This window comes from Aphanizomenon flos-aquae FACHB-1287, assembly GCF_014698755.1.
Classification (GTDB): Bacteria; Cyanobacteriota; Cyanobacteriia; order Cyanobacteriales; family Nostocaceae; genus Dolichospermum; species Dolichospermum flosaquae.
Genome location: NZ_JACJTO010000002.1, coordinates 99,364 through 121,975, shown reverse-complemented (window position 1 = coordinate 121,975; position 22,612 = coordinate 99,364). Strand labels below are relative to the sequence as shown.

At 36.1% G+C, this 22,612-nt stretch carries 24 protein-coding genes and 2 pseudogenes; 10 read left to right on the top strand and 16 right to left on the bottom strand.

Features of this window, described 5'->3' with window-relative positions:
* Positions 1-58 precede the first annotated feature (58 nt).
* The gene (locus H6G44_RS01645; protein ID WP_190384806.1) at positions 59-643 is read right to left on the bottom strand and encodes a Uma2 family endonuclease; all 585 of its coding nucleotides are present in this window, start codon (positions 641-643) and stop codon (positions 59-61) included.
* Between the two features lie 176 nt (positions 644-819).
* Between H6G44_RS01645 and gloA the strand changes: the two genes are divergently transcribed.
* The 3 genes from gloA (at position 820) to H6G44_RS01630 (ending at position 4,563) form a co-directional block, all read left to right on the top strand.
* Positions 820-1,212, top strand: a complete 393-nt coding sequence (gene gloA, locus H6G44_RS01640; protein ID WP_190384805.1) for a lactoylglutathione lyase — start codon at positions 820-822, stop codon at positions 1,210-1,212.
* A gap of 77 nt (positions 1,213-1,289) precedes the next feature.
* Complete coding sequence (gene clpB, locus H6G44_RS01635; RefSeq protein WP_190384804.1) at positions 1,290-3,908, top strand: ATP-dependent chaperone ClpB; 2,619 nt, start codon at positions 1,290-1,292, stop codon at positions 3,906-3,908.
* Positions 3,909-3,936: 28 nt separating this feature from the next.
* Positions 3,937-4,563 (top strand): class I SAM-dependent methyltransferase, encoded by a 627-nt coding sequence (locus H6G44_RS01630; RefSeq protein WP_190384803.1) that lies wholly within the window; start codon positions 3,937-3,939, stop codon positions 4,561-4,563.
* 43 nt (positions 4,564-4,606) lie between these two features.
* Here the strand turns inward: H6G44_RS01630 and H6G44_RS01625 are convergent, their stop codons facing one another.
* From H6G44_RS01625 to H6G44_RS01605, 5 genes and pseudogenes are all read right to left on the bottom strand, one after another.
* Positions 4,607-4,969, bottom strand: coding sequence for a hypothetical protein (locus H6G44_RS01625; protein ID WP_190384802.1), 363 nt, complete (start codon positions 4,967-4,969; stop codon positions 4,607-4,609).
* Positions 4,970-5,187: 218 nt separating this feature from the next.
* Positions 5,188-5,643 (bottom strand): annotated as a pseudogene (locus H6G44_RS01620) (DUF4351 domain-containing protein); the annotation flags it as partial.
* 179 nt (positions 5,644-5,822) lie between these two features.
* Positions 5,823-5,966, bottom strand: coding sequence for a hypothetical protein (locus H6G44_RS01615; RefSeq protein ID WP_190384801.1), 144 nt, complete (start codon positions 5,964-5,966; stop codon positions 5,823-5,825).
* Positions 5,963-6,394 (bottom strand): DUF29 family protein, encoded by a 432-nt coding sequence (locus H6G44_RS01610; protein ID WP_190384800.1) that lies wholly within the window; start codon positions 6,392-6,394, stop codon positions 5,963-5,965. Before H6G44_RS01610 ends, H6G44_RS01615 begins: the two co-directional genes overlap by 4 nt.
* 3 nt (positions 6,395-6,397) lie before the next feature.
* Positions 6,398-6,865 carry a hypothetical protein gene (locus H6G44_RS01605; protein WP_190384799.1) on the bottom strand — a complete coding sequence of 156 codons (468 nt, stop codon included), beginning with the start codon at positions 6,863-6,865 and terminating at the stop codon, positions 6,398-6,400.
* Between the two features lie 184 nt (positions 6,866-7,049).
* Here H6G44_RS01605 and htpG point away from each other — a divergent pair, with 184 nt between their 5' ends.
* Positions 7,050-9,005: a molecular chaperone HtpG gene (htpG, locus tag H6G44_RS01600; protein WP_190384798.1), complete on the top strand. Its 1,956-nt coding sequence runs from the start codon at positions 7,050-7,052 to the stop codon at positions 9,003-9,005.
* Positions 9,006-9,301: 296 nt separating this feature from the next.
* Positions 9,302-9,538 carry a 50S ribosomal protein L28 gene (gene rpmB / locus H6G44_RS01595; RefSeq protein ID WP_190384797.1) on the top strand — a complete coding sequence of 79 codons (237 nt, stop codon included), beginning with the start codon at positions 9,302-9,304 and terminating at the stop codon, positions 9,536-9,538.
* A 93-nt stretch (positions 9,539-9,631) separates the two neighbouring features.
* Here rpmB and H6G44_RS01590 read toward each other — a convergent pair whose 3' ends face one another.
* Positions 9,632-10,522, bottom strand: coding sequence for a metallophosphoesterase family protein (locus H6G44_RS01590; RefSeq protein WP_190384796.1), 891 nt, complete (start codon positions 10,520-10,522; stop codon positions 9,632-9,634).
* Positions 10,523-10,600: 78 nt separating this feature from the next.
* Between H6G44_RS01590 and H6G44_RS01585 the strand changes: the two genes are divergently transcribed.
* The 3 genes and pseudogenes from H6G44_RS01585 to rppB all read left to right on the top strand — a co-directional run bounded on the left by H6G44_RS01585 (position 10,601) and on the right by rppB (position 13,505).
* A complete protein-coding gene (locus H6G44_RS01585) occupies positions 10,601-11,440 on the top strand; it encodes a hypothetical protein (RefSeq protein ID WP_190384795.1) in 840 nt (279 codons plus the stop codon).
* A 196-nt stretch (positions 11,441-11,636) separates the two neighbouring features.
* Positions 11,637-12,115 (top strand): annotated as a pseudogene (locus H6G44_RS01580) (winged helix-turn-helix transcriptional regulator).
* 85 nt (positions 12,116-12,200) lie between these two features.
* Entirely contained in the window at positions 12,201-13,505 is a 1,305-nt protein-coding gene (rppB, locus tag H6G44_RS01575; protein ID WP_199291677.1) for a two-component system sensor histidine kinase RppB, read from the top strand.
* On the opposite strand, the gene H6G44_RS01570 is transcribed toward rppB, so the two are convergent.
* The 7 genes from H6G44_RS01570 to H6G44_RS01540 all read right to left on the bottom strand — a co-directional run bounded on the left by H6G44_RS01570 (position 13,465) and on the right by H6G44_RS01540 (position 19,483).
* The gene (locus H6G44_RS01570) at positions 13,465-14,760 is read right to left on the bottom strand and encodes a hypothetical protein (protein ID WP_190384794.1); all 1,296 of its coding nucleotides are present in this window, start codon (positions 14,758-14,760) and stop codon (positions 13,465-13,467) included. The two genes, rppB and H6G44_RS01570, sit on opposite strands and share 41 nt — an antisense overlap.
* A complete protein-coding gene (locus H6G44_RS01565; protein ID WP_190384870.1) occupies positions 14,757-15,848 on the bottom strand; it encodes a cysteine synthase family protein in 1,092 nt (363 codons plus the stop codon). The genes H6G44_RS01570 and H6G44_RS01565 overlap by 4 nt, the downstream gene beginning before the upstream one ends.
* Positions 15,849-16,143: 295 nt before the next feature.
* On the bottom strand, positions 16,144-16,812 hold the full coding sequence (locus H6G44_RS01560; RefSeq protein ID WP_190384793.1) for an N-acetylmannosamine-6-phosphate 2-epimerase: 669 nt from the start codon (positions 16,810-16,812) through the stop codon (positions 16,144-16,146).
* Between the two features lie 90 nt (positions 16,813-16,902).
* Positions 16,903-17,274 carry a type II toxin-antitoxin system VapC family toxin gene (locus H6G44_RS01555; RefSeq protein ID WP_190384792.1) on the bottom strand — a complete coding sequence of 124 codons (372 nt, stop codon included), beginning with the start codon at positions 17,272-17,274 and terminating at the stop codon, positions 16,903-16,905.
* Positions 17,261-17,488, bottom strand: a complete 228-nt coding sequence (locus H6G44_RS01550; RefSeq protein WP_137909086.1) for a hypothetical protein — start codon at positions 17,486-17,488, stop codon at positions 17,261-17,263. Before H6G44_RS01550 ends, H6G44_RS01555 begins: the two co-directional genes overlap by 14 nt.
* A gap of 377 nt (positions 17,489-17,865) precedes the next feature.
* Complete coding sequence (locus H6G44_RS01545) at positions 17,866-18,027, bottom strand: hypothetical protein (RefSeq protein ID WP_190384791.1); 162 nt, start codon at positions 18,025-18,027, stop codon at positions 17,866-17,868.
* 91 nt (positions 18,028-18,118) lie between these two features.
* Positions 18,119-19,483, bottom strand: a complete 1,365-nt coding sequence (locus H6G44_RS01540; protein WP_190384790.1) for an NB-ARC domain-containing protein — start codon at positions 19,481-19,483, stop codon at positions 18,119-18,121.
* Between the two features lie 481 nt (positions 19,484-19,964).
* Between H6G44_RS01540 and H6G44_RS01535 the strand changes: the two genes are divergently transcribed.
* Together H6G44_RS01535 and H6G44_RS01530 are read left to right on the top strand one after the other, a co-directional pair.
* Positions 19,965-20,729 (top strand): hypothetical protein, encoded by a 765-nt coding sequence (locus H6G44_RS01535; RefSeq protein ID WP_190384789.1) that lies wholly within the window; start codon positions 19,965-19,967, stop codon positions 20,727-20,729.
* Between the two features lie 249 nt (positions 20,730-20,978).
* Entirely contained in the window at positions 20,979-21,503 is a 525-nt protein-coding gene (locus tag H6G44_RS01530; RefSeq protein ID WP_190384788.1) for an N-acetylmuramoyl-L-alanine amidase family protein, read from the top strand.
* A 384-nt stretch (positions 21,504-21,887) separates the two neighbouring features.
* On the opposite strand, the gene H6G44_RS01525 is transcribed toward H6G44_RS01530, so the two are convergent.
* Together H6G44_RS01525 and H6G44_RS01520 are read right to left on the bottom strand one after the other, a co-directional pair.
* Positions 21,888-22,331, bottom strand: coding sequence for an HNH endonuclease (locus H6G44_RS01525; RefSeq protein ID WP_190384787.1), 444 nt, complete (start codon positions 22,329-22,331; stop codon positions 21,888-21,890).
* 9 nt (positions 22,332-22,340) lie between these two features.
* Complete coding sequence (locus tag H6G44_RS01520) at positions 22,341-22,598, bottom strand: hypothetical protein (RefSeq protein WP_015078503.1); 258 nt, start codon at positions 22,596-22,598, stop codon at positions 22,341-22,343.
* Positions 22,599-22,612 lie beyond the last annotated feature (14 nt).

The following is a 22,612-nucleotide window of genomic DNA, read 5'->3' as shown; positions in this document are numbered from 1 at the left end:
CCAAGAATTTTCCATATTGTGTGTCACACACTCAGTATAACACACCATCACATTTTAGTTACCAAATTTTCCCCATATTCAAAATAAATCCTGGTAAAATAGGTTCACAACTAACAGTATCAGGACTTTCTAAACATTCCTCCATTTGTCCAGGACGATAAATATAAACCCGGCGATTTTTGCGGTCAATTAATAAACCTAATTGTATTCCTGGTTCTTGCATATATTCCTGCATTTTCTCTTTTAAAGGTTGCAAATTATCAGAAGCTGACCTTAATTCAATCACAAAATCAGGACAAATAGGTGCAAACTTTTTTTGTTGCTTTGGTGTAAGTTGATTCCATCTCTCTAATTTTATCCAGGAAGCGTCAGGAGAACGTTCTGCACCTGTAGAAAGTGTAAATGCTGCACTGGGACTAAAAGTTATACCTGTGCTATCTTTTTCTGACCATACCCATAACTGTCCAAATATATTACCTTCTCTGTTTCCTGTTTCTGAACCTGCGGGTGGCATAATTGATATTTCTCCAAATTGATTTCTCTCAATGCGTAAATCACGATTTTCTTGACAGAAAGCAAAAAAATCTTCATCTGTCATTTGCATTGATGAGGGAAAATGTAATATCAAAGGTGATGAAATCATAATTATTTCCTCCATCTGAAATTAAAATTAATTTTAGCATAAACTTTTGCTAAAATTAGTTAACGTATAATTACCAACAATTGAGCAATCAAAAGCAGAATTAAATGCAGAATTCGGCAAAATTGCCAATAAGATATAAAATACAGGAATTGAACAAAGGGTAAATAAGGGTAAATATGCGCTTACTACACACCATGCTTAGGGTAGGTAACTTAGAAGAGTCCTTAAAATTTTACTGTGAAGTGCTGGGAATGAAGTTACTACGACGTAAAGATTATCCAACGGGAGAATTTACCCTGGCTTTTGTCGGTTATGGAGAAGAAAGTGATCATTCTGTTTTAGAACTCACTCACAATTGGGGCGTAGAAAAGTATGATTTAGGTAATGCCTATGGTCATATCGCTCTGGGTGTGCATGATATTTATGCTACCTGTGAAACCATTGGACAACTTGGCGGTAAAGTAGTTCGAGAACCAGGACCAATGAAACATGGTTCAACAGTAATTGCTTTCGTGGAAGACCCAGATGGTTATAAAGTTGAATTAATTCAGTTCAAAACTCTAGAATAATTGAGGGTAGAGGGTAAGAAGACAACTTCTTCACCCCCCCCACTTAAATTACAAGTCTAAAATCTAAAATTTTACAAATGCAGCCTACAGATCCTGATAAATTTACTGATACAGCCTGGGAAGCGGTAACAAAATCCCAAGATGTGGTTCGTGCTTATAAACAACAACAATTAGAAGTTGAACATTTAATTCTCGCTCTTTTAGAAGAGCCTACCAGCCTAGCTACAGCCATTCTCACCCGTGCAGAAGTTGATTCTATTCGGTTCAAACAACAACTAGAGGCTTTCACCGAACGTCAACCCAAGGTTGGTAAAAGTGATCAACTTTACCTGGGGCGGAATTTAGATCTACTATTGGATAAAGCCGATGAAATTAGAGCCAAAATGAGAGAGGAAGAAATCTCAGAAGGTCATATAATTCTAGCTTTTGGTGATGATCAACGTATTGGTAGACGGTTATTTAAAAGCTTAAATATAGATCTTGCTCAAGTGGAACTTGGGGTTAAATCTGTTCGCACTACTCCCAAAATAAAAGCATCACCAAAAGTAGAAGCGGATGCACCTGATGAGGCTTTAAAAAGATTTGGACGAGATTTGACAGAACAGGCAAAAGCGGGAAAATTAGATCCAGTTATTGGTAGAGATGATGAAATTCGCCGGGTAATCCAGGTTCTATCTCGACGTAGTAAAAATAACCCTGTATTAATTGGTGAGCCAGGAGTAGGTAAAACGGCGATCGCTGAAGCTTTAGCCCAAAGAATGGTGAATGGTGACGTTCCTGAGTCTTTAAAGAATCGCCAATTAATTTCCTTGGATATCGGTAGTTTGATTGCGGGCGCAAAATATAGAGGTGAATTTGAAGACCGTTTAAAAAATGTCCTCCGGGAAGTTACTGAATCAAATGGGCAAGTAGTTTTATTTATTGATGAACTGCATACAGTTGTTGGTACTGGTTCTAATCAACAAGGATCTATGGATGCTGGTAATTTACTCAAGCCCATGTTAGCGCGAGGTGAGTTACGTTGTATTGGGGCAACTACCTTAGATGAATATCGCAAATTTATTGAAAAAGATGCAGCATTAGAAAGAAGATTTCAACAGGTATATGTAAATCAACCAACAGTAGAAAATACAATTTCTATTTTACGAGGTTTAAAAGAGCGTTATGAAGTGCATCATAACGTTAAAATCTCCGATTCTGCTTTAGTAGCTGCTGCAACTTTATCAGCGCGTTATATTGCAGATAGGTTTCTACCGGACAAAGCCATAGATTTAGTTGACGAAGCCGCAGCAAAATTAAAAATGGAGATTACTTCTAAACCTGCGGAATTAGAAACCATTGACCGACGTTTAATGCAGCTAGAAATGGAAAAGCTGTCATTATCTGGAGAAGAACAAAGTATTTCTCCCACTAAAGAAAGATTAGAACGAATTCAGGCAGAAATTGCCAGTTTAACAGTCAAACAGCAAATATTTAATGAGCAATGGCAAGGAGAAAAGCAGTTATTAGAGGCTATTAGCAGTTTAAAGAAAGAAGAGGATGCCCTAAGGGTACAAATTGAACAAGCAGAGCGGGATTATGATTTGAATAAAGCTGCTCAACTCAAGTATGGTAAATTAGAGGGCGTACAAAGAGAACGAGAAATTAAAGAAACGAAACTGTTAGAAATTCAAACCCAGGGTTCTACTCTGTTGCGAGAACAAGTTACCGAAGCCGATATCGCCGAAATTGTGGCAAAATGGACAGGAATCCCCGTAAATCGCCTTTTAGAATCAGAACGCCAAAAATTACTTAAATTAGAAAGTCATTTACATGAAAGGGTAATTGGTCAAGAAGAAGCCGTTTCCGCCGTCTCTGCGGCTATTCGTCGCGCCCGTGCGGGAATGAAAGACCCCTCACGCCCTATTGGTTCATTTTTGTTTATGGGACCAACTGGCGTGGGTAAAACTGAACTCGCTCGCGCTTTAGCTCAATTTCTTTTTGATTCGGACGACGCTTTAGTACGTTTAGATATGTCCGAATACATGGAAAAACACTCAGTTTCCCGTCTTGTGGGCGCACCTCCGGGATACGTTGGTTATGAGGAAGGGGGACAACTTTCGGAAGCCATTCGCAGACATCCTTACTCGGTGGTGCTATTGGATGAAGTGGAAAAAGCCCATCCCGATGTATTTAATATTTTACTGCAAGTCTTAGATGACGGTAGAGTTACTGATTCCCAAGGACGGGCTGTAGATTTTCGGAATACTGTCATAGTCATGACTAGCAATATCGGTAGTGAACATATTTTAGATGTGGCTGGGGATGATTCCAAGTATGATTTAATGCGTAATAAGGTCATGGAAGGTTTACGAAGTCACTTTCGCCCGGAATTTCTCAACCGCATTGATGATCTGATTCTTTTCCATGCTCTTAATCGTTCAGAAATGGGTTATATTATCCGTATTCAACTTAAACGGGTGGAAAATCTGCTCAAGGAGCAAAAAATCTCTTTGGAAATATCTCCAGCCGCTTGTGATCATCTTGTGGAAGCTGGTTATGATCCTGTTTATGGTGCGCGTCCGTTAAAGCGTTCTATTCAACGAGAGGTCGAAAATCCTCTGGCTACAAAGTTATTGGAGAATATTTTTGTCTCTGGTGATACTATCCTGATTGATAAGGCGGAAACTGGGTTAAGTTTTTGTAAAAAACTTTAACTGAATTTGAATACATTAGGAGCTTTCTGTGGAACTCATTTCTTCGTTAGGGATTACAAGTTCGCAATATCTTTCTAAGGAAAGATTTATTAGTTATTATCATCAATCACGGTTATTGTTTTCCTTGGGTGACAAAGTTAAAAATGTTCTGGAAATTGGAATTTTTAATTCTTTGCTCACAGAAATACTCAGACAAAATAACTATAACGTAACTACGGCAGATATTGACCCTAATCTTAAACCAGATATAATCTTGGATTTGACTGCGGATTTTACATTACCAAAAGACAAATTTGATGTAGTTGTTCTGTTTCAAGTATTAGAACATTTCCCCTACGAAAAATCAGAATTAGCATTGCAAAAACTGGCCGCAATTACTAAGAAATATTTAGTAATTTCTATTCCCCATACTACTCAATATCTGTCATTGCAAATCAAAACCTCTGTTTTTAAAACTGGATATTTACTATGGAAAATTCCAGAATTTTGGAGTACAACACCACTTTGTGACGAACATTATTGGGAATTGGGTCTAAAAGGTTATCCCAAAAAGCGATTTTTAGCTTCTGTTGCTAAAGCCGGTTTGACAATTAGGGAAGAATATACTGACCCCACTTTCCCCTATCATTATTTTCTGATCTTAGAAAAAATATAAATGCGATCGCTTATTCTAAGATCATGAGAGTATCCTTGTCTATCTACTCGATTTTCTTTTTGGTGGGACGTTTCCGTTCTGATTTCTTCTTGAAACCTACTGCTTGGGCTGCGTCACTATCTGAACCAAATTGACCTTTTACTGCTTCTTTCATAGCTAAAACAGCATTATGAAACTCCCATTCCGCTTGTTTGGCTGCGTCTGCTGCGGCTTTAAATAATGCTTGTTTCTCGGTTTCTTCTTGTTGTTTTGTCACCATTTCTGCATAAGCTTTCTGTAATGCTTCCGGTGTAGCTATGGTGCGAGCAGTTGTATAACTGGGAACGGCTTTGAGTCCGTTGTAAGAATCTATGTCTTGCTGGAGGTTGTTAGGAGTAATGCGGCGACTAGTATCTGGGGCTGGCATAGTAACTTTGTTGTTAAAAATAATTGTATCAGTTTACTATACAATGCTTGTCTATGGCAATATGTTATTTATATTTTTATACAATTAGTTTTTGATTGCTAAACAATATTTATGTATTGATATCTAATATTTTTGTTTTTTTCTGCAATGCTTAAAGAATAAATGACAATAGTTTAAAATTGCAATTTAATCTTTTTAGCATTGCTAACATTAAGTTATCAGCTATCTGTTTCTTGTAGTTTCTGTTGCTTTAACCAGGTTTCTAAATCAGCAACTTGTGAAAAATCTAACAAAGCATCTGCTAAATTTTCCAGTTGTTCTATAGACAATGATTGAATTTGCTCAATTAATGATAATTTAATTTCACCAAATTGGCGATTTATTAGACGTAAAACTAGACGTTCTTCTCCTTTTTGTTCTCCTTCTAGTCTAGCTTCTTCTTTATCTCGTTGATAAAATGGTGCTAACCGCATAATTAACTCCTTATCTTCTGGTTCTGAACTGTTATTGATCTTTAAAGTCTGTTCGAGGTTGTAAAGCAATTCTAACGTTGCTTGTTGGAATGGGTAATTAGTTGGTAATGTTTCTAATTCATCAATTGCTCTTTTTTGTACTGTTTCCCGTCCTAATAGTCTTAACCATAAAGTTTCAGGTGTACGTGGTAATTGATGAATAAAGCGTGTCACAAGTGGTTTTATTTAGATTCTGAAGATAGATTTTGTTGATTAAGTTTACAATAACAGGTATTAAATCATAAAATAAAAACTATAATTAAGTAAGACTACAAATAAAAACAATCCTTAAATTACTATACAATAAACAGGTACTAAAAATAAAATGCCAAAAACAAATATCATTGTTGAGGTAGTTTAAAAGGGTTTCCTTCTAGTTGTTTTGGTTGAAAGTAAATATTTTGAGAAATATCACCTGTTTTTAAACTACCTCCGATATTAACATTATCAAAGATAGATTGATTAATTTGTGGTTGTTCACTCATATAGAATCCTCCAAAATTAGTGTAAATGCCTGATTAATAATTGTGTTACGATCTATCATTGTGGCAATTTCATCTGCTTCATATCTATTTTCAAAAGCTTCTAATGATGCTTGATCTAAAGCAGATTGATAAGCATCTTCTAAGGTTTCTTGTAATTCTGTTTCTGTTAAATAATTGCCATTTACTTTCCGTCGCTTATTGGTACGTTGAATTTGACGTACAGAATTACGAATTGATATCTCCCATGATTTTGTTGTTCGTTTCTCCGCTTGCTGTTTAATCAAATGTAGTAATAAAATAATGCCAAAACTAATAATTTTGTTTAGCTTATCATCCTTACTCATCTCCGTCATTTCCTCCACTAGCAGCAATGCGTCTGCAATATTGCCACTAATTAATAAGTTCTTAAGTTCTAATAATTCTTCCATAACTTATCCCTCTTGACTTAAATCACTTAAATCAATATCACCCATTACCTTGACATTTTTTAACATTGTTTGTTCTACAAATTCAGCGTCAAGGGGTGCTTTTTGTTGCATTGACTTTGCTTTTAGGTTATTTGCTTCAATATCAGTTGCCATTACTTGTACAATTGTACCTGCTTTGACTGCTTGATACTTTTCCTGAAATGTGGTATTCTCCTCAACATCAGCAGTAGCAAGCAATTCCGCAAAAATCGGATTTGAGGGAATTTGTTTTAAAACTTCTGAATTGAGAGATAATACTTCTGGATTACCCGCTGCTAATGCTGCTGCTGTGTTTGGGGAATGTTTGCGAATAAAATCAAGTGCTTTTCCCACCTTTTGCATTAAAATATCACTAAAATTTTCACCTTGTTTCTGTAACACTGCTGTGAGAAATATGGTAGTAATGGCAGTAGCTAGAGTTATGGGGTCCATAGAATTTTCCTCAAGATAGTTGAATATACTTAACTTTTATTATAAATATCTAAAACCATTAATAATCCCTTGGTAGTGTAATCCGAATCATAAATAAGAGGTATTCCTGACCCCAAAAAAGATAAAATCACCGAAAATTGATTTTCATAAATTATCAGCAAGCAACCACAACCGACGGATAACTATGCTAGAACAAGGTAACATCAGTATTCATACCGATAATATTTTCCCAATTATCAAGAAGTCTCTTTACTCAGATCATCAAATCTTCCTGCGGGAACTGGTTTCCAACGGGGTAGACGCTATCCAAAAGTTAAATATGGTGTCCCGTGCTGGTGAATATAATGGTGAAATTGGTGAACCAGAAATTACCATTAGCATTGATAAAGACAACAAAACTCTCTCCATTACTGATAATGGGATTGGAATGACCGCAGAGGAAGTAAAAAAATATATTAACCAAGTCGCTTTCTCTAGCGCTGAGGAGTTTATTCAAAAGTATGAGGGAAAAGCCGACCAACCAATTATCGGTCATTTTGGTTTGGGTTTTTACTCTTCTTTTATGGTCGCCAAGCAAGTAGAAATTGATACTCTATCCTACCAAGAAGGTGCACAAGCTGTTCGCTGGACTTGTGATGGTTCACCTAAGTTTGTTTTAGATGAGTCTCAACGCACTAGCCGCGGAACTACAATCATTCTCACTTTGGAAGGGGAAGAAGAGGAATTTTTAGAACCAGCACGAATTAGGAATCTTGTCAAGACCTATTGTGATTTTATGCCGGTTCCTATTAAAATGGATGGGGAGTCCTTAAATAAACAAAAGGCTGCATGGCGTGATTCTCCCAGTAGTCTTACTCAGGAGGAGTATTTAGAATTTTACCGTTATTTGTATCCTTTTCAGGAAGAACCCTTACTATGGGTACATTTGAATACAGATTATCCCTTTGTAATTAACGGTATTCTCTACTTTCCGAAAATGCGTCCTGATGTAGATGTTACCAAGGGACAAATTAAGTTATTCTGTAATCAGGTCTTTGTCAGTGATAATTGTGAGGAAATTATTCCCCAGTTTTTAATGCCAATGCGGGGTGTAATTGATAGCACTGATATTCCTTTAAATGTTTCTCGAAGTGCATTACAAGGCGATCGCACTATTAAGAGAATAGGTGATTATATTGCCAAAAAAGTTGGGGATAGACTCAAGGAATTATACCGCGATAACCGCGAGCAATACGTAACAGCCTGGAAAGATTTGGGAACATTCGTGAAGTTCGGTGTTCTCAATGATGAGAAATTCAAAAAACAGGTAGAAGATATCATCGTTTTCCGCACTACAGCTAAGTTAGAAGCCGCCGCTGCGGTTGAGGTTCAAACCGCTGAAGATGATGCTTGGCAAAATGTGACTTCAGCTAATAGTATTAATTTACCCTACACAACCCTGAAGGAATACTTAGAACGCAATCAGGAACGTAACGAAAACAAAGTATTTTACAGCACCGATGAAGCCAGTCAATCTACTTATATTGAACTGCACAAAAATCAAGGTTTAGAGGTCCTATTTATGGACTCTTTTATTGATACCCACTTTATTAACTTCCTGGAACAAGAATATCGAGATGTTAAATTTACACGGGTGGACTCAGATTTAGATAATACCCTGCTAGAGGATAAAACCAGTGAAATTGTTGATCCTACGACCAACAAAACCAAAGGGGAAGTAATTAAAGAACTATTTGAGAAAGCACTGAATAAGCCAAAATTGAACATCCGTACTGAGTCGCTGAAATCTGACGACCCCCAAGGAACACCTCCAGCAATGGTATTATTACCGGAATTTCTGCGAAGAATGCGGGAAATGAGCGCTATGATGCAGCAACAAAACGTTGAATTTCCTGAAGAACATATTCTGTTAGTAAATACTGCTCACCCGTTAATTCAAAACTTGGTTAATCTTAATCAAGGTAGTATTGTTCATGGTGATGGTGTATCCCCGACGAGTCAATTAGTGACTATGATTTGTCAGCACGTTTATGATTTAGCTTTGATGTCTCAAAAAGGTTTTAATGCGGAGGGGATGAAATCCTTTGTAGAACGTTCTAATGACGTATTAACTAAGTTAACGGAACAAGCAAGTAAGTAAATAACCAGATTCCCGCTTGACCGAAAAGACGGGACACAAGCCCCGTCCTTCTAGGACGGCTTTATGTTAAAATTTGGTCATAGTCGCCATAGGGCATTGGGAGACTTTAAACGGACATGGAGGGACGATAAGACCACTTGTGGCGTGTTTCATTGAAGTGTCAAGAATCACCGCACCTTCAGGTCGGTGAGTATGTCAACTAAGCAGTCGGGAATCTGAATATAAGCTGTAAATCAGGCTTTCAAAGGATATAATGGAAAGGTTGTCTTTACATAACACTCTAGGAGATATTTATTATGTCCCGTCGTTGTCAACTAACTGGTAGAAAAGCTAATAATGCTTGTGCTGTCTCCCACTCCAACCGTCATACAAATCGCTTACAGCACGTTAATTTGCAAAGTAAGCGGATTTGGTGGGCTGCTGGTAACCGTTGGGTAAAATTGAAACTTTCCACTAAAGCTATTAAAACCTTAGAATTTAAAGGTTTGGACGCAATGGCCAAGGAAGCAGGAATCAATCTCAATCATTACTAAATCATAGGTAATAGGTAATAGGTAATAGGTAATAGAGATTTATTTCTTGCCTTTTACCTGACTGGTGCGTTAAACTGTTGCTAACACATCCTATTATTTAATCTTAATTATACCCTGATCAAAAACGCGATTTTTAGTATCAATACCACTGATTTCTATTTTATCTGGGTAGACATTATAAGCAGCAAAACTCAAGTTACTTGTGGAATATTCTGTCCATGAAGAACGGCCTACTGGACGATTACCCGCACCAGCACCACAGATTAAATAGGTAGTTCCATTAATAGAACTAGTCCGTTCATAATTATGTTCATGACCGTTGATATAAAGTTGAACATTGTATTTTTTAAACAAGGGAGTAAAGGTTTTAATAAAATTTTTATTACTCCCATATTGACCAGACGAATAAATAGGATGATGACCAAATACAATTTTCCAAGGGGTTTGACTACTACTTAATTCTTTCTCTAACCAAATTAATTGATTTTGCCAATCTGCATTATTATTAGTATCTAAAGCAAAAAACTGAACTTGATTTTGAGTAAATGTGTAATAACGTCCCTGCATATTAAAACCAGGATACTTAACTTGAGGAACACCATTATCTGTGCGAATATCATGATTACCTAAACAAGCATGAAACTTGACACCATTTTTTAGTAAAGGTTGATAAGGAAGTTCAAAAACCTGATTAATTTTCTCAATTTCCCCATTATTATAAATATTATCACCGGCTAAAACTACTAAATTGTAAGGATTTTGTTGATGATAAAAATTCATAGCATTAGCGACAGCATATTGTCCTTTTGTTCCAGTTCCTGTATCAGCAACGGAGACAAAACGCAATAATAAATCTTTTTTAAGTGGGTTAGCTGCTGCTGATTCTATGAGAAAATTAGTATTTGATAATTTCCAACCTAGAAATCCAGACCCTATGGTACTAATTCCAGTTAAAAATAAAAATTGACGGCGGTTAATATTCATATTTCATGAAATGGCACAATAGATGATTATAATCAAAATAGGTTTTCTAGATTTTTGATTCGCTAGGGTAAAAGTTCCATGTCAGGAGACAAAGGCAGAAAATCAAGAAATGAAGCCGTAACTACAGTTTATCAAAAAAATCAACCAATTTGGAAAACGGCAATTATCCAAGTTCTGCGGGGAACAATTGGTGTTTTAGAAACTACTGTAGTCAAATTGGAGACAGAAACTCCTAATGATACTCAGAAAAAAACTAATTTTTTATCCCGTTGGGATGGCTTTTTAAGGACATTCCGGTTATTCTTACCATCAAGTATATCTAATAATGTGTCAGATATGGTGCTGACGGTAATTTTTGCGGTAATTTTTGTGGTGACAATAGGAACTACTGGGTTTTTGTTGATTCCTAAATCATCTACTCAAGTCGCAATTGTTCCTCCTGTTGAGGAAGTTACCGCAACGACTCCAATTGTAACACCAGAACCGACTCCGATTCCTATTGTAACACCAGAACCGACTCTGACTCCAATTGTAACACCAGAACCGACTCCGACTCCTATTGTAGAATTAACACCGGAACAAGTTTTATTAGCAGCAATTGAAAATCAGTTTATGGCTCCTGGGTTGCTACGCAAGCTATCAGAAATTAGTGTTTTGGTGAAAAATACGAAAGACAAAAATCTTATTTCTCAATTAATAAAACCTCTGAAAGCTAATTTTCGTACCAGCGATTTAACTATAAAAGTTGGCGATATTTGGTACAAATTGGCAAAATCTGAACAGGATAAACTAGCTGGGGAAATATTAAAACGTTCTCAAGAACTTAATTTTATTCATTTGGAAGTTGTTGATTTTCAAGAAAAATTAATTGCCCGGAGTCCAGTGGTGGGTAAGGAAATGATAATTTTTAAACGCTGAAATTTGTTGAGACTTTCAGATCCCAATATGGAACAATGGTATCAAAATTGGTATAAGTCCCAGCCTCTGTAAAACATTGTGAAAACCGTACTCAAAAATTTTAGGGTGTTTTCGACTCGATAATTGAGGAAGACTTGACAAAATTTCATATCTGATTCACCCTAATAATTAGTATTATTAAATATAACTTTTATATATGCGGTTATTATTAGTTGAAGATGAACATGATTTAGGAACTAGTATTCATCATGCTCTTACCCAGCGTGATTATATAGTAGATTGGGTTGAAGATGGACAAACGGCTTGGGATTATCTGAATACAGTACCACAAAGGTATGAAAAAGAAGATTACCAAATTTCCAACCACCGCAATTACAAATAGGTTCATTAATGTTAGATTATAGTAATTTTTCAGTTGTGAATTTAGGATTAGAACCTTCTTTACCAATTATCCTTACAGCCAAAGAATTTCAACTACTAGAATATTTTATGCAGCATCCTCAACAAATCCTAACTCATGAACAAATTCGCGCTAGATTGTGGGATTTTGAAAGTGATACAGTGAGTAATGTTGTGGCTGCACAAGTGAGATTACTAAGACGCAAATTATTAGAATGTGGTTTTCCTAAAGCCATTGAAACTATGCGAGGTTTTGGTTATCGTTTTTGTGGATAATAAGGGATATTAATTAAATGAACCACGAAGAAGCGAAGAAAGGAAGAAGATAAGTAAAATTCAAGATTGGATACCTAATAATTCAATGTTTAATAATTCTCGGTTAAAATTAGCCTTTACCTATGCTGGTGTGATGGGATCAACTTTATTAATATGTGGTTGCATGGCTCATATTATTATGGTACAAGCTTTTACTCGCACAGTTGATCGAGAGTTAGAAGTTTTTGGCAAGGTATTTGAGGATAAATTAAAGACAGAGTTAAAAATTCCTGGAGAATTATCTATTACAACTCAGAAATCTTTGCCAGGAATTTGTTTTAAACAAAAATCTTGTTTACCAATTAAATCAGAATCAGAGTTACTGGGTTTATTATCAGAAGGATATTATCTCCGGTTTTTAACACTATCAGGAGAAGTAATTGCAGCTATTGGTAATAATCCCGATGAGTTTCCTCCTAATCTACAAATTCATCATTCGTACGATATTCAAAATCGCAATGGTGAACTATATCATTTACATTTAATGCCCTTAAAAATCAAGGGAAATCAATTGTGGGGATACTTACAAGTAGGGCGATCTATACAACGATTAAATGACTATATGAATAGTCTACATTGGTTATTAGGATTGGGTGTTCCCTTTTCTATGATTTTAATTGGTGGTGCTGGTTGGTGGTTAGCAGGTTTAGCTATGCGACCAATTGAAAAATCCTATCAACAATTACAAAAATTTACGGCTGACGCAGCCCATGAATTAAGAACTCCGATTACATCTTTACAAACAATTGTCGAAACAAATTCAATTAATCAAGAAACTCAAAAAGCTTTGGAGAGACAAATCAAAAGATTAGTAACTTTAACACAGGATTTGTTATTATTATCTAGGGTAGAAAGTGGGTTACAAGAAGCAAAATTGCAGGAAATTTGTTTAAATGATTTAGTGGCAGATGTGGAAGAAGAATTAATGCCAGTAGCCATGAATGCCCAAGTTTTATTATCTAGTAATATTCCGATTGAATCTTATCTTTATATTCAAGGTAATGAAGGTCAAATTTATCGAATGTTGTTGAATTTAGTTAGCAATGCTATTAAATACACTCCTGAATCTGGGGAAGTAAAAATTAATCTGACAACTAATGATCATCAAGGTTTAATTACTATCAAAGATACAGGTATTGGTATTCCTACTTCAGATATTCCCCACATTTTTAATCGCTTTTATCGAGTTAATGCAGATCGTTCTCGTCATACAGGAGGATCTGGATTAGGTTTAGCGATCGCTTTAGCAATTGTCCAAACTCACAAAGGCAAATTAGAAGTACAAAGTGATGTAAATAATGGCAGTACCTTTACTGTGATTTTGCCACTCTTTTCCAAAGTAAACAGCTAATTTCAACTAACATGGATGTAATCATGGCAATAGCAGCGGCTATTGCGCCATTCATACCTTTGTTAATAGCAAAAGTGGAAATTATTAATAAAGTTCCTGTTCCTAACCATGTAGATAGATTCACATGACCTGTACGATTTTCACTGACTAAAAAACCTTGAATTGCATTTTGTAAAGCCACAAATAATGGCACAATTGCACAAATCAACAGAACTGGTTTAATACTTTTAGCTAAGGTAAGATCATTACCGATAAAACTCTGGACAATGCGATCGCCTATGGGTGTTAAACTCATTAATAATAGTAGGCTGGAACAAGCAGCACCCACACTCATAGCAAAAGTCAGTAATTGCTTATCGCTCACTTGATGGCGATATTTAATCACCATTTGCTGTACCATCCGGGTAGAATTGGCAATTACCAGCACTAACCCCCAAGCCGCAGACCAAGCTGCAATGGCAATTGTCGCATCTTCAGCGCGGGCAAGAATGCTAATTAATATCGCCCTTCCGCCCCAAACCACCATCATAGAATTAGCCAAGGGGAGATAGAATTTCCATACCTGCGTTAAATTGCGGGGTAAATTAGGTTGTTCTATTTGTGGCGGTAAAATTGCACCAGAAAGCCGAGCAAAAATTGTTACAGCTATTGCTTCGACAATCACCCCACTGATGAGGGCAAATCCAGCAAGTATACCCCCAGTTATTGGCAAGAAAAATCCACCCGTGAGGACTAATGCTAAAGTCAATAACCTGAAAATACTGGCTTTTGCTACAGCGCGAGACTGACCATGATAAATTAATAGTCCTTGAAAATAACGCCGCCAAGCGATCGCAAATGGCCAACCGCCCATTAGTAATAATACTTGACTAACTGTAGCTAACATTGCAGATGGTATGCCCAACAGACTCACACCGACAAAATTAAATATAATCGGTAGTCCCAACAAACTTAATAAAAAAGTTAATCCTCCACCTACCAATAATGTAAATCGCCATAATGCTTTGCGTGAATCTTGAGAACCAGCTAAAGCATTAGCAGCGTGCAAAATCATAATAATTGGACTTTCAAAAAATATTGCCAAAGATTTAGCAATACCTACAGCCGCTAAGTTATTTTGAGCATCAGGAAGATGAGCTAAGGTAGTAGTCATCATCGGATCACCACAGGCCATAGTTACATCACTGAGGGATAAAGGCAAAAATTCCCACCATAAAGTCCCTAAACTAACTGATTGAGATTCTTTTAACTTCACTCTTGACTCCTACCGACAATATCCAATGGTACAGGTAGAAGATTAGCAATTGCTGCGGTGAGATGGGAATGTTGAAGGATGTTGATATTTTGTGCTGTTAACCAATCGGCATTGTAAACTGTTTCTAAATACCTATCGCCCCGGTCAGGATTAAGTAGTAACATAGTTTGGGGTGTAGTAAATCTTTGAGTATCAGCTAAAGCAGCAGCCACAATTGCACCAGTGGAAGCACCTAAAAGCATACCTTCCTGTTTAGCCAAACCATGACAAACAGAAAACGCCAAACCATCATCCACGCTATAAGCCGCGTCTAACATTTGCGGGTCAAAATTGGGGGGAACGAAAGATAAACCCAGTCCAGTCATCTTATAGGGGTGTCTGGGAGTCCCAAAAATTGCCGATCCTGCCACATCTACACCGATAATTCTTGTTTGGGGATGATACCGTTTAAAATAGCGACTGATACCGCCTAACTGCCCGGCTGTACTGACTCCAATCACTATAGCATCCGGCGCACCGCCAAAAGCAACTTCAATTTCCCGCGCTGTCCACAGTTCATGGGCATCAGTATTGCTAGGATTTTTATGTTGACAAGGATACCAGGCATCAGGAATATTTAGGGCTAATTCCTGAGCTTTTTTCATTCTTGCTACCTGCATTGAACCCTGACTATCAGCCTCACTCAAAGGTACTTCTAGCAATTCTGCACCATAAGCAGTAAGCATTCTTCGCATTGTTACAGGGGTTTTGGCATCAATCACAATCATCACCCTGTATCCCTTAGTTGCGCCTACAATTGCTAACCCAATCCCAAAGTTACCAGAACTAGATTCAACAATTGTCCCACCTGAGCGCAATAAACCTTGTTTTTCGGCTTCATTGACTAGATAAGCTGCATTTTTTTCCTTAATACTCCCACCAGGATTACAAGATTCCAATTTGAGATATAAATGATGATCTTTACAAGTGGGGTGAATTCGATTTAATCGGACAATGGGAACTTTACCTAATGCTTCTGTCACCGTGGCAAATAGCGGTGATGCTGGTAAGCTAGTTTTCAGGGTTAGTGCTGGGGAGTAAGTAACCATCATTAATAGCCAAATACTGTTCATCTCTAAGGATGCCAACCTTAGATGAAATAGAGATGAAATCAGATACGCCAGGGAATAACGAACCACAGAGGCACAGAGGTCACGGAGAAATGAGGGTTATCTCGTTCCCAGCCAGAGACTGAGAATGTGGGCTAGAAGGCTCTGCTTTCAATAAGACTTGGAGGTGGAGGCTCATCAACTGCATTCCTAGTCAGAGTCTAGGAACGAGATATAGTAAAGATTTGAGCTTAAATTGACACCAATGAACATTGCTAAACTTTTACAGATAAGTTTAGTTTTCTAATGTAGAAATATAAGCTTGAACTAACAAATCAATTCCGGTAATTGCCCCACCCACAACAACAGCATTAGCACCTAAATCTAAGGCTTTTTTGGCCATTTGTGGTGAAGAAATACCACCTTCACAAATCACAAAAGTGTTGAGATTTTCTACTATTTTAGTCAGTAATTCCCAACCTGGAGGAGAAAAGTTTTGAGTTTCCTCAGTGTAGCTAAAAAGAGTAGTTCCCACAATATCCGCACCCGCATTAACTGCTAATTGTGCTGCTTGATAGGTATCTACATCTGCCATAACTGGCTTATTTAATTGATCATGAATCAAATTAATAATATTTGCTAACTTTTCATCACCGGGACGATATCTAGTGGTAGCGTCTATAGCTATAATATCAGCACCTGCCGCGGCTACGGCTACAGCGTGATGGAATTGTGGTGTAATATATACATCAGAACCAGTTATTACTTGTTTCCAAAGTCCGATAATGGGAACTTGGACTTTTTTCCGCACGGCTTGGATATGACTGGGTGTGTCAATTCTCACTGCTACAGCCCCATTATTCACTGCTGCTTGTGCCATTGCGGAAATTACATAAGGATCATGTAATGGGGAGTTTACAGGCGCTTGACAGGAAACGATTAATCCTTTTGGTAAGTTGGTCATGTTTTATTTTTAATTGTAAGTTAATTTGGGTGATTAGGAGGATTTGCTAAAAAGATTAATGTTTATTAAGATGAATATCATGTAATGCTGTCAGTTATCTAATTTAAGCTTATTTGCTAACTTCTTATCTAAGGTTATTAACTCAAGTCCATGATACTTGGTAGTTGCAGCAATAATAGAATCAGGCAGTTTCGTTTTGTGAGTATATCTAAAATTGATAGTCTCATTTTCAATTGCTGGTGTAATTGTTAAATATGTCATACGACTTAATAAAAATACAATAGCTTCTTTTTCTGTGGGTGTTATAGATGGAAAACTCAATAACTCCATGCGAGTTATTGCACTATAAGCACATTCACCAATTTGAATTTGCCTATCGTTTACAATATCCAAAATTATTAAATCGCGTTGAAGCAAACCAATCACGATATTTGTATCTAACAAATACTTAATCCCATTCATTGCGTAATGCTCTTTGTAAATTTAACGGATCTTGATTTTTGAAAGTTGGAAATTCAGGCAAATCATTAACTATATCAACTAATAATTGAGATGATTGTTTTTGTTGCTCTTCTAATAACATTTTTTCCACAGCTTTCTGTACTAATAGCTGCATATCAGGCATTTCCAAAAGTTGTTTTCCCAATTCATCAGGTAACTCAATTTTAACTTGCATAAAATCCTCCATTAAAACGGCGGTTTAATTCTTAATTCTTCACAGAATAATACAATTATAGCATCTGTGACCTGACAATGAATTTATTTATTGCCTCATTTAATGCTAACGTAAAAAGCCTAATTTGTAAACTCGAAATTTTCGTTAATTCTTTAATTTTACTGGCACAATCTCAACTATCTAAATGTTGTATAGTTGAAAATTTATATTTAACGTAAGTTATTAGTTAGGTAAACTGTCAGAATCAGGATATACAGGATGAAAACAGGGATTTTATCACTAATTACCTATTATCAGCTTTAACTAAATAATTAGCAATTTCAGTTATTTAATGTAATTTGTCCGTTCATTAACATGGGAAGTAACCAATCTCTTAATTAGGTTAGTTGTTGATTTTGCTTTTGATTAATTAATGTCTTTTTAATTGTTGGTAATGTAAGTTGAGAAAATTTTAATAATACATCACTTGTAGCAAAAGGTTCTCTAATTTGTTCTAAATGTGTTGGACCAAAATTCTTTTGAATACTACCAGTAGCCATTGTTGTAAGAGTTCTAAGAAAATATTCTGAATTGAGATATAAATACATAAAAGAAAAATATAAGTTATTTCTTGGTCTAAATCTTATAATGCTAGTGTTTAGTAATAAGTTGACTGGTGACATATTCTTTTAGATCGTTTTGCACTGTAAATCCATCAGAATTGCATTCAATCAGCGATCGCAATTTTAGGTTTGCTAGTGTTGCTAACAGGTTTTGGGAAGTGACAGGAGAAATGATCTTCCTTACTAATTCTGGCATGAATAGGGGTTGGCGGTGAATCGCTAAGGAATAGATCACGGTTTTTTCTAAATCTGATAAGCGTTGAAATTGTTGATCTAATAAATCGTAAATATCGCCAAAGACGGTGATACCCTGGGCTAAAAAAAGATCAATTTTGCTAGAAAATAGAAAATGAATAATGGTGATAACAATTTTCAGTATCAGGGGATTTCCGCCATAGTGATTATGTAATATTTGCCATTCTGCTTGAGTTTTGTCAATGCCTTCTGACTGGAAAATCTTGAGTCCGTCTTCAGGAAGCAACCCTCTCAGGATCAGTAATCTAACTGAATTAGCTTTTTTCTCTAGGACACTGAATGCGATCGGTGGTTCTCGACTGATGATAATTAAACAACTTTTGTGGGTAGACTCCCCAATTGTGCGAATCAGTTGTCCATAACCTTCAAACCCTGGCCGATAATATCCCCCTCCTCCCCATTGCAGAATAGATTCTAGATTATCCAGAACCAGCAAGCAACGAGTTTGATGGAGATACTGCATTAACTTTGATATTAATTGATCTGGAAATTTTGGTAAATCAACGGCTTGCTGGTGTGAGACGATGTGAATTAGATCAGTTAAGGTTTCTTCTACTGTTGGCGCGTGATGAAGCGATAGCGAAGCGCTCCGTAGGAATCTCCAGATGACATACTTAAATTCTGAGTTGGTGAAACCTGACATTAACTTGGCTATGAGGCTGGTTTTACCCATACCTCCCATTCCTAAGACCATGATTAATTGACAGCGATTGACCTGAATCCATTGGTTCAATGTTACCAGTTCGGCGGTGCGTCCATAGAAAACGGAGACCTTGGGGGCTAAATTATAATCCCCATGAGGCTGAATTTCAGGCTGTAGAGGTTGGATAAATTGTGTTGAGTGTGTTTCTGGCTTGACTAATGGGACGGAAAGAGGTGATTGATAATCATCAGCCTCTAGCACCAGATTAAATGCTTTGAAGCATTTGACTAGAGACTTTTTATCAACTCTGACATTGCAGTTAAAAATTTTGCATAAAGTATGAGAGTCTAAGCCAGTCTGACTACTGAGATAATCCAGGGTAAATCTCTTGCTGTTATTTTCACTATATTCCCTAATTTTTATCGCCTTCTCAAGTTTATTTAAACCTTGAAAGGTGAGGATTGTCCCACGTTTACGTTTTCTTGGTAGATCCATAAGTGATAAATATAAATTGTTTTAAGCAAAGCCGAATTGGGCTAAAGGATTAGCTTTAATCGCCGGAAAAATGACTGATTTCCGGGAAAACGGTATTAATCTGACAAGAGTGTAAAGATACAAATGGGAGATTGAACAGAGTATAGCAGTTAATTGATGCGTTTATCAATACAACATTTTGCAAAAAAGGGAAGTTTTAACAATTTGAAATAATTCTGCGGTCTAATTTGCTTACAGTCTCAACGCTTGAAAGGATTGTGGTAGAGGAGTCGGAGCGATCGCTTGTCAGGATTCTTAAGTTCCGTTGCTTAAGTTGGCAAACTTCCATTGCTTTGGGGGGATGGCAAAGTGTATTTTAGTGATACTTGAATTTCTGTAAGAGTTTACTAGTGTCTTTAATTTCAAATACGATCGCATTTTTTTGAGATTTTTGATTTGACTGTGACTCTCAATTGATATTTTTATTCCAGGACATAGGTAAATGCACAAAGCTTTAAAAAGATTTACAACTATTTTGTTATCTAGTTTTTTCTTAATTGTTTTTATTAACTTTGCAGTAATCGCTCAAGATACTCAAAACAATAGATCAAATACCTGTATCTGGCGATTTGTGTTTTGTGGGATAATATTTGTTATTTCTTCAGCGATGCTTGTTTGTAATATAGATGCTTTACGTAGTCCAGGAATAAAAGGTGTTTACTATAATGCAAAGAACAATAAGATTGAAGAAATAAACGATAAACCAAAGAAAAATGAGAATCCATTCAGTTTATCACTCACACAATTAGCGTTCTGGACAGTTTTAATTCTTGGCGCTTATTTGTGGCTTTATGCTGTAACCGGAAAATACACAGATACCTTCAGTTATTCAGCAACTATCTTATTAGGAATCAATTCTGGAACAGCAGTTGTTGCTTCTATCATTGATGGTCAGAATGGTGAGGAGGGACGAAAAGGAACTCGAAGAACTAGTAAAAATTTTGTAAAGGATATTCTTTATGATTTTAATGGAATTAATTTTCATCGACTTCAGGCAGCTATGTGGACAATTGTAATAGGATTTGTCTTTATTTTTCAAGTTATTAAAGAAAATCGAATGCCAGAGTTTGATGAATCACTTCTAGCATTACAAGGAGTCAGCGCAGGAAGTTATCTTGGTCTTAGATCAACAGAAAATCAAAAAGATAAAGAAATAGCAAAAGATGAACCAAATAAAAAGGAAATAAATAACTCGACTACTACCTGATTTCTGAACTAAATTGCAGATAAAATCCTTATAAAACGGTATTTTCTGTTTCAGTATGCGTTCAAAATTCAAACTCCTATATCTCTTAATACAGAGAAATAATCTCCCAAGATATAGGATTAGTATTATTACTTGATTTCTTCAGCAATCAAACCGGATTCTTATAATTTAATAGTTCGATTAACTTGACATTATACATTTTTTATATTATTTTTATAGCAGTTAACTTAACAATAGAAAACATAAACAATGAAAGTATGTATTGACCCAGGACACGGTGGAACAGATCCAGGAGCAATTGGAAAAGATCCATTTGTATTGAATGAAAAAGACGTTAACTTGTCTATTTCTTTACTTTTAAAAAAAGAACTGGAAGCAAAAGGACATACAGTTTTCTTAACAAGAGATACAGATATTTCTGTGTCGTTAGGTACTAGAGCTTCATTTGCAAATCAGAAGAATGTAGACATTTTTATTAGCATCCACTGTAATTCATCCACCAGCAATAGTGCGGAAGGTATTGAAACATGGATATTCACTGATTCAAATGCAGGGAAAAAACTAGCAGAACCTGTACAACAAAGTTTGATTTCAACTTTTTCAACTCATAAAAATAGAGGAATTAAAGAAGCAAATTTTCAAGTGTTAAGAGAGACAGAAATGCCAGCTATTTTAGTAGAGTGTGAGTTTATTAGTAATCCAACACAACTACAATTTTTGTCAGATAATAACAATCAAAAGAAAATAGCACAAGCGATTGCATTAGGTATCTAAATTTAATTAGTCTCTCTAAATCAATACCTTGTCCATTTTTTGTAGGTCGGGTTAAGCAACAGCACAACCCGACGCTCATGTTGGGTTATGGCTGATGCCTCCGGCTCCCGCAGGGATACGCTACACTTCGTGAACGTACCTCAACCCAACCTACAAATCAAGACTTTTTTCAATTTGGACAAGGTATTGCTAATTCGATTTACCATTGACCATAACGGACCTGTCAAGCGAAAGGAAATCAATTCTTGGTTGAAACCCGATGCTGTCAAGGAATTTCAGGGGTTTCTATCTGGCCATTCTTAGACAATCCAGAATTAGTGATCCAACGACTCATTTTACCACCAGCATAATTATCGCAATTTCAATAATCTGGAAGACGTTGCATTAATCCTTCATTCTTCTCATTGCCAAAAGAGAAGGATATTTTTTATTATCAATAAGTAATTGACGTTCTAATAAACGAGATTGATCATTAAACCCTAAAATTCTAGCCGTCACTTGTCCTATATTTGTGAGAGATTCAATAGTAGAATTATTCAGTTTAAAATGTTCTCCCCAATTATCCCAACGAGGATGATAAAAACGCACAAATTCTTTTTTATCTATAATAATTGAACCGATATCACTGTCTTTAAAACGATTACAATAAACACAACAATAAGCTAGATTATCTATATTTGATGAGCCACCATGTTTGATACTAATAATATGATCAATGGCACATCCTAAAATAGTATCATGTTCAGCAATCAGGCAATATTCACATAAATTATCTGCTCTTTGAGCAACTAAACGGCGAAGTTCTAGATTTAAATAAGGACGCTCCATAATTGAATTTTAAGCCTTTTCGTGAATAAAATCATAAGCCCTAGCTTTTGCTAGTCTTAATAAATGTTCTAGAATCAAATAATGATCTAATTCTGATTTTTCCTCTGAAGAAATTCCATCAGTTTTTTCTCGAAAAATCAAATCAGATACTCTTTCTTTTACTGTTTCTGATACTTGAAATTCAACTAAACTTTGAGATGTTATGCCAGCAGCGAGAAAGTTGATTATTTCTTCATAAGCTGGATTAATACTGATTGATGTTTCCATGATGATTAATTATC

Coding starts and splice junctions, on each gene's coding strand:
- H6G44_RS01645 (WP_190384806.1), bottom strand. CDS start 643: ATGATTTCATCACCTTTGATATTACATTTTCCCTCATCAATGCAAATG.
- gloA (WP_190384805.1), top strand. CDS start 820: ATGCGCTTACTACACACCATGCTTAGGGTAGGTAACTTAGAAGAGTCC.
- clpB (WP_190384804.1), top strand. CDS start 1,290: ATGCAGCCTACAGATCCTGATAAATTTACTGATACAGCCTGGGAAGCG.
- H6G44_RS01625 (WP_190384802.1), bottom strand. CDS start 4,969: ATGCCAGCCCCAGATACTAGTCGCCGCATTACTCCTAACAACCTCCAG.
- H6G44_RS01615 (WP_190384801.1), bottom strand. CDS start 5,966: ATGAGTGAACAACCACAAATTAATCAATCTATCTTTGATAATGTTAAT.
- H6G44_RS01610 (WP_190384800.1), bottom strand. CDS start 6,394: ATGGAAGAATTATTAGAACTTAAGAACTTATTAATTAGTGGCAATATT.
- H6G44_RS01605 (WP_190384799.1), bottom strand. CDS start 6,865: ATGGACCCCATAACTCTAGCTACTGCCATTACTACCATATTTCTCACA.
- htpG (WP_190384798.1), top strand. CDS start 7,050: ATGCTAGAACAAGGTAACATCAGTATTCATACCGATAATATTTTCCCA.
- rpmB (WP_190384797.1), top strand. CDS start 9,302: ATGTCCCGTCGTTGTCAACTAACTGGTAGAAAAGCTAATAATGCTTGT.
- H6G44_RS01590 (WP_190384796.1), bottom strand. CDS start 10,522: ATGAATATTAACCGCCGTCAATTTTTATTTTTAACTGGAATTAGTACC.
- H6G44_RS01585 (WP_190384795.1), top strand. CDS start 10,601: ATGTCAGGAGACAAAGGCAGAAAATCAAGAAATGAAGCCGTAACTACA.
- rppB (WP_199291677.1), top strand. CDS start 12,201: ATGTTTAATAATTCTCGGTTAAAATTAGCCTTTACCTATGCTGGTGTG.
- H6G44_RS01565 (WP_190384870.1), bottom strand. CDS start 15,848: ATGGTTACTTACTCCCCAGCACTAACCCTGAAAACTAGCTTACCAGCA.
- H6G44_RS01560 (WP_190384793.1), bottom strand. CDS start 16,812: ATGACCAACTTACCAAAAGGATTAATCGTTTCCTGTCAAGCGCCTGTA.
- H6G44_RS01555 (WP_190384792.1), bottom strand. CDS start 17,274: ATGAATGGGATTAAGTATTTGTTAGATACAAATATCGTGATTGGTTTG.
- H6G44_RS01550 (WP_137909086.1), bottom strand. CDS start 17,488: ATGCAAGTTAAAATTGAGTTACCTGATGAATTGGGAAAACAACTTTTG.
- H6G44_RS01545 (WP_190384791.1), bottom strand. CDS start 18,027: ATGGCTACTGGTAGTATTCAAAAGAATTTTGGTCCAACACATTTAGAA.
- H6G44_RS01540 (WP_190384790.1), bottom strand. CDS start 19,483: ATGGATCTACCAAGAAAACGTAAACGTGGGACAATCCTCACCTTTCAA.
- H6G44_RS01535 (WP_190384789.1), top strand. CDS start 19,965: ATGCACAAAGCTTTAAAAAGATTTACAACTATTTTGTTATCTAGTTTT.
- H6G44_RS01530 (WP_190384788.1), top strand. CDS start 20,979: ATGAAAGTATGTATTGACCCAGGACACGGTGGAACAGATCCAGGAGCA.
- H6G44_RS01525 (WP_190384787.1), bottom strand. CDS start 22,331: ATGGAGCGTCCTTATTTAAATCTAGAACTTCGCCGTTTAGTTGCTCAA.
- H6G44_RS01520 (WP_015078503.1), bottom strand. CDS start 22,598: ATGGAAACATCAATCAGTATTAATCCAGCTTATGAAGAAATAATCAAC.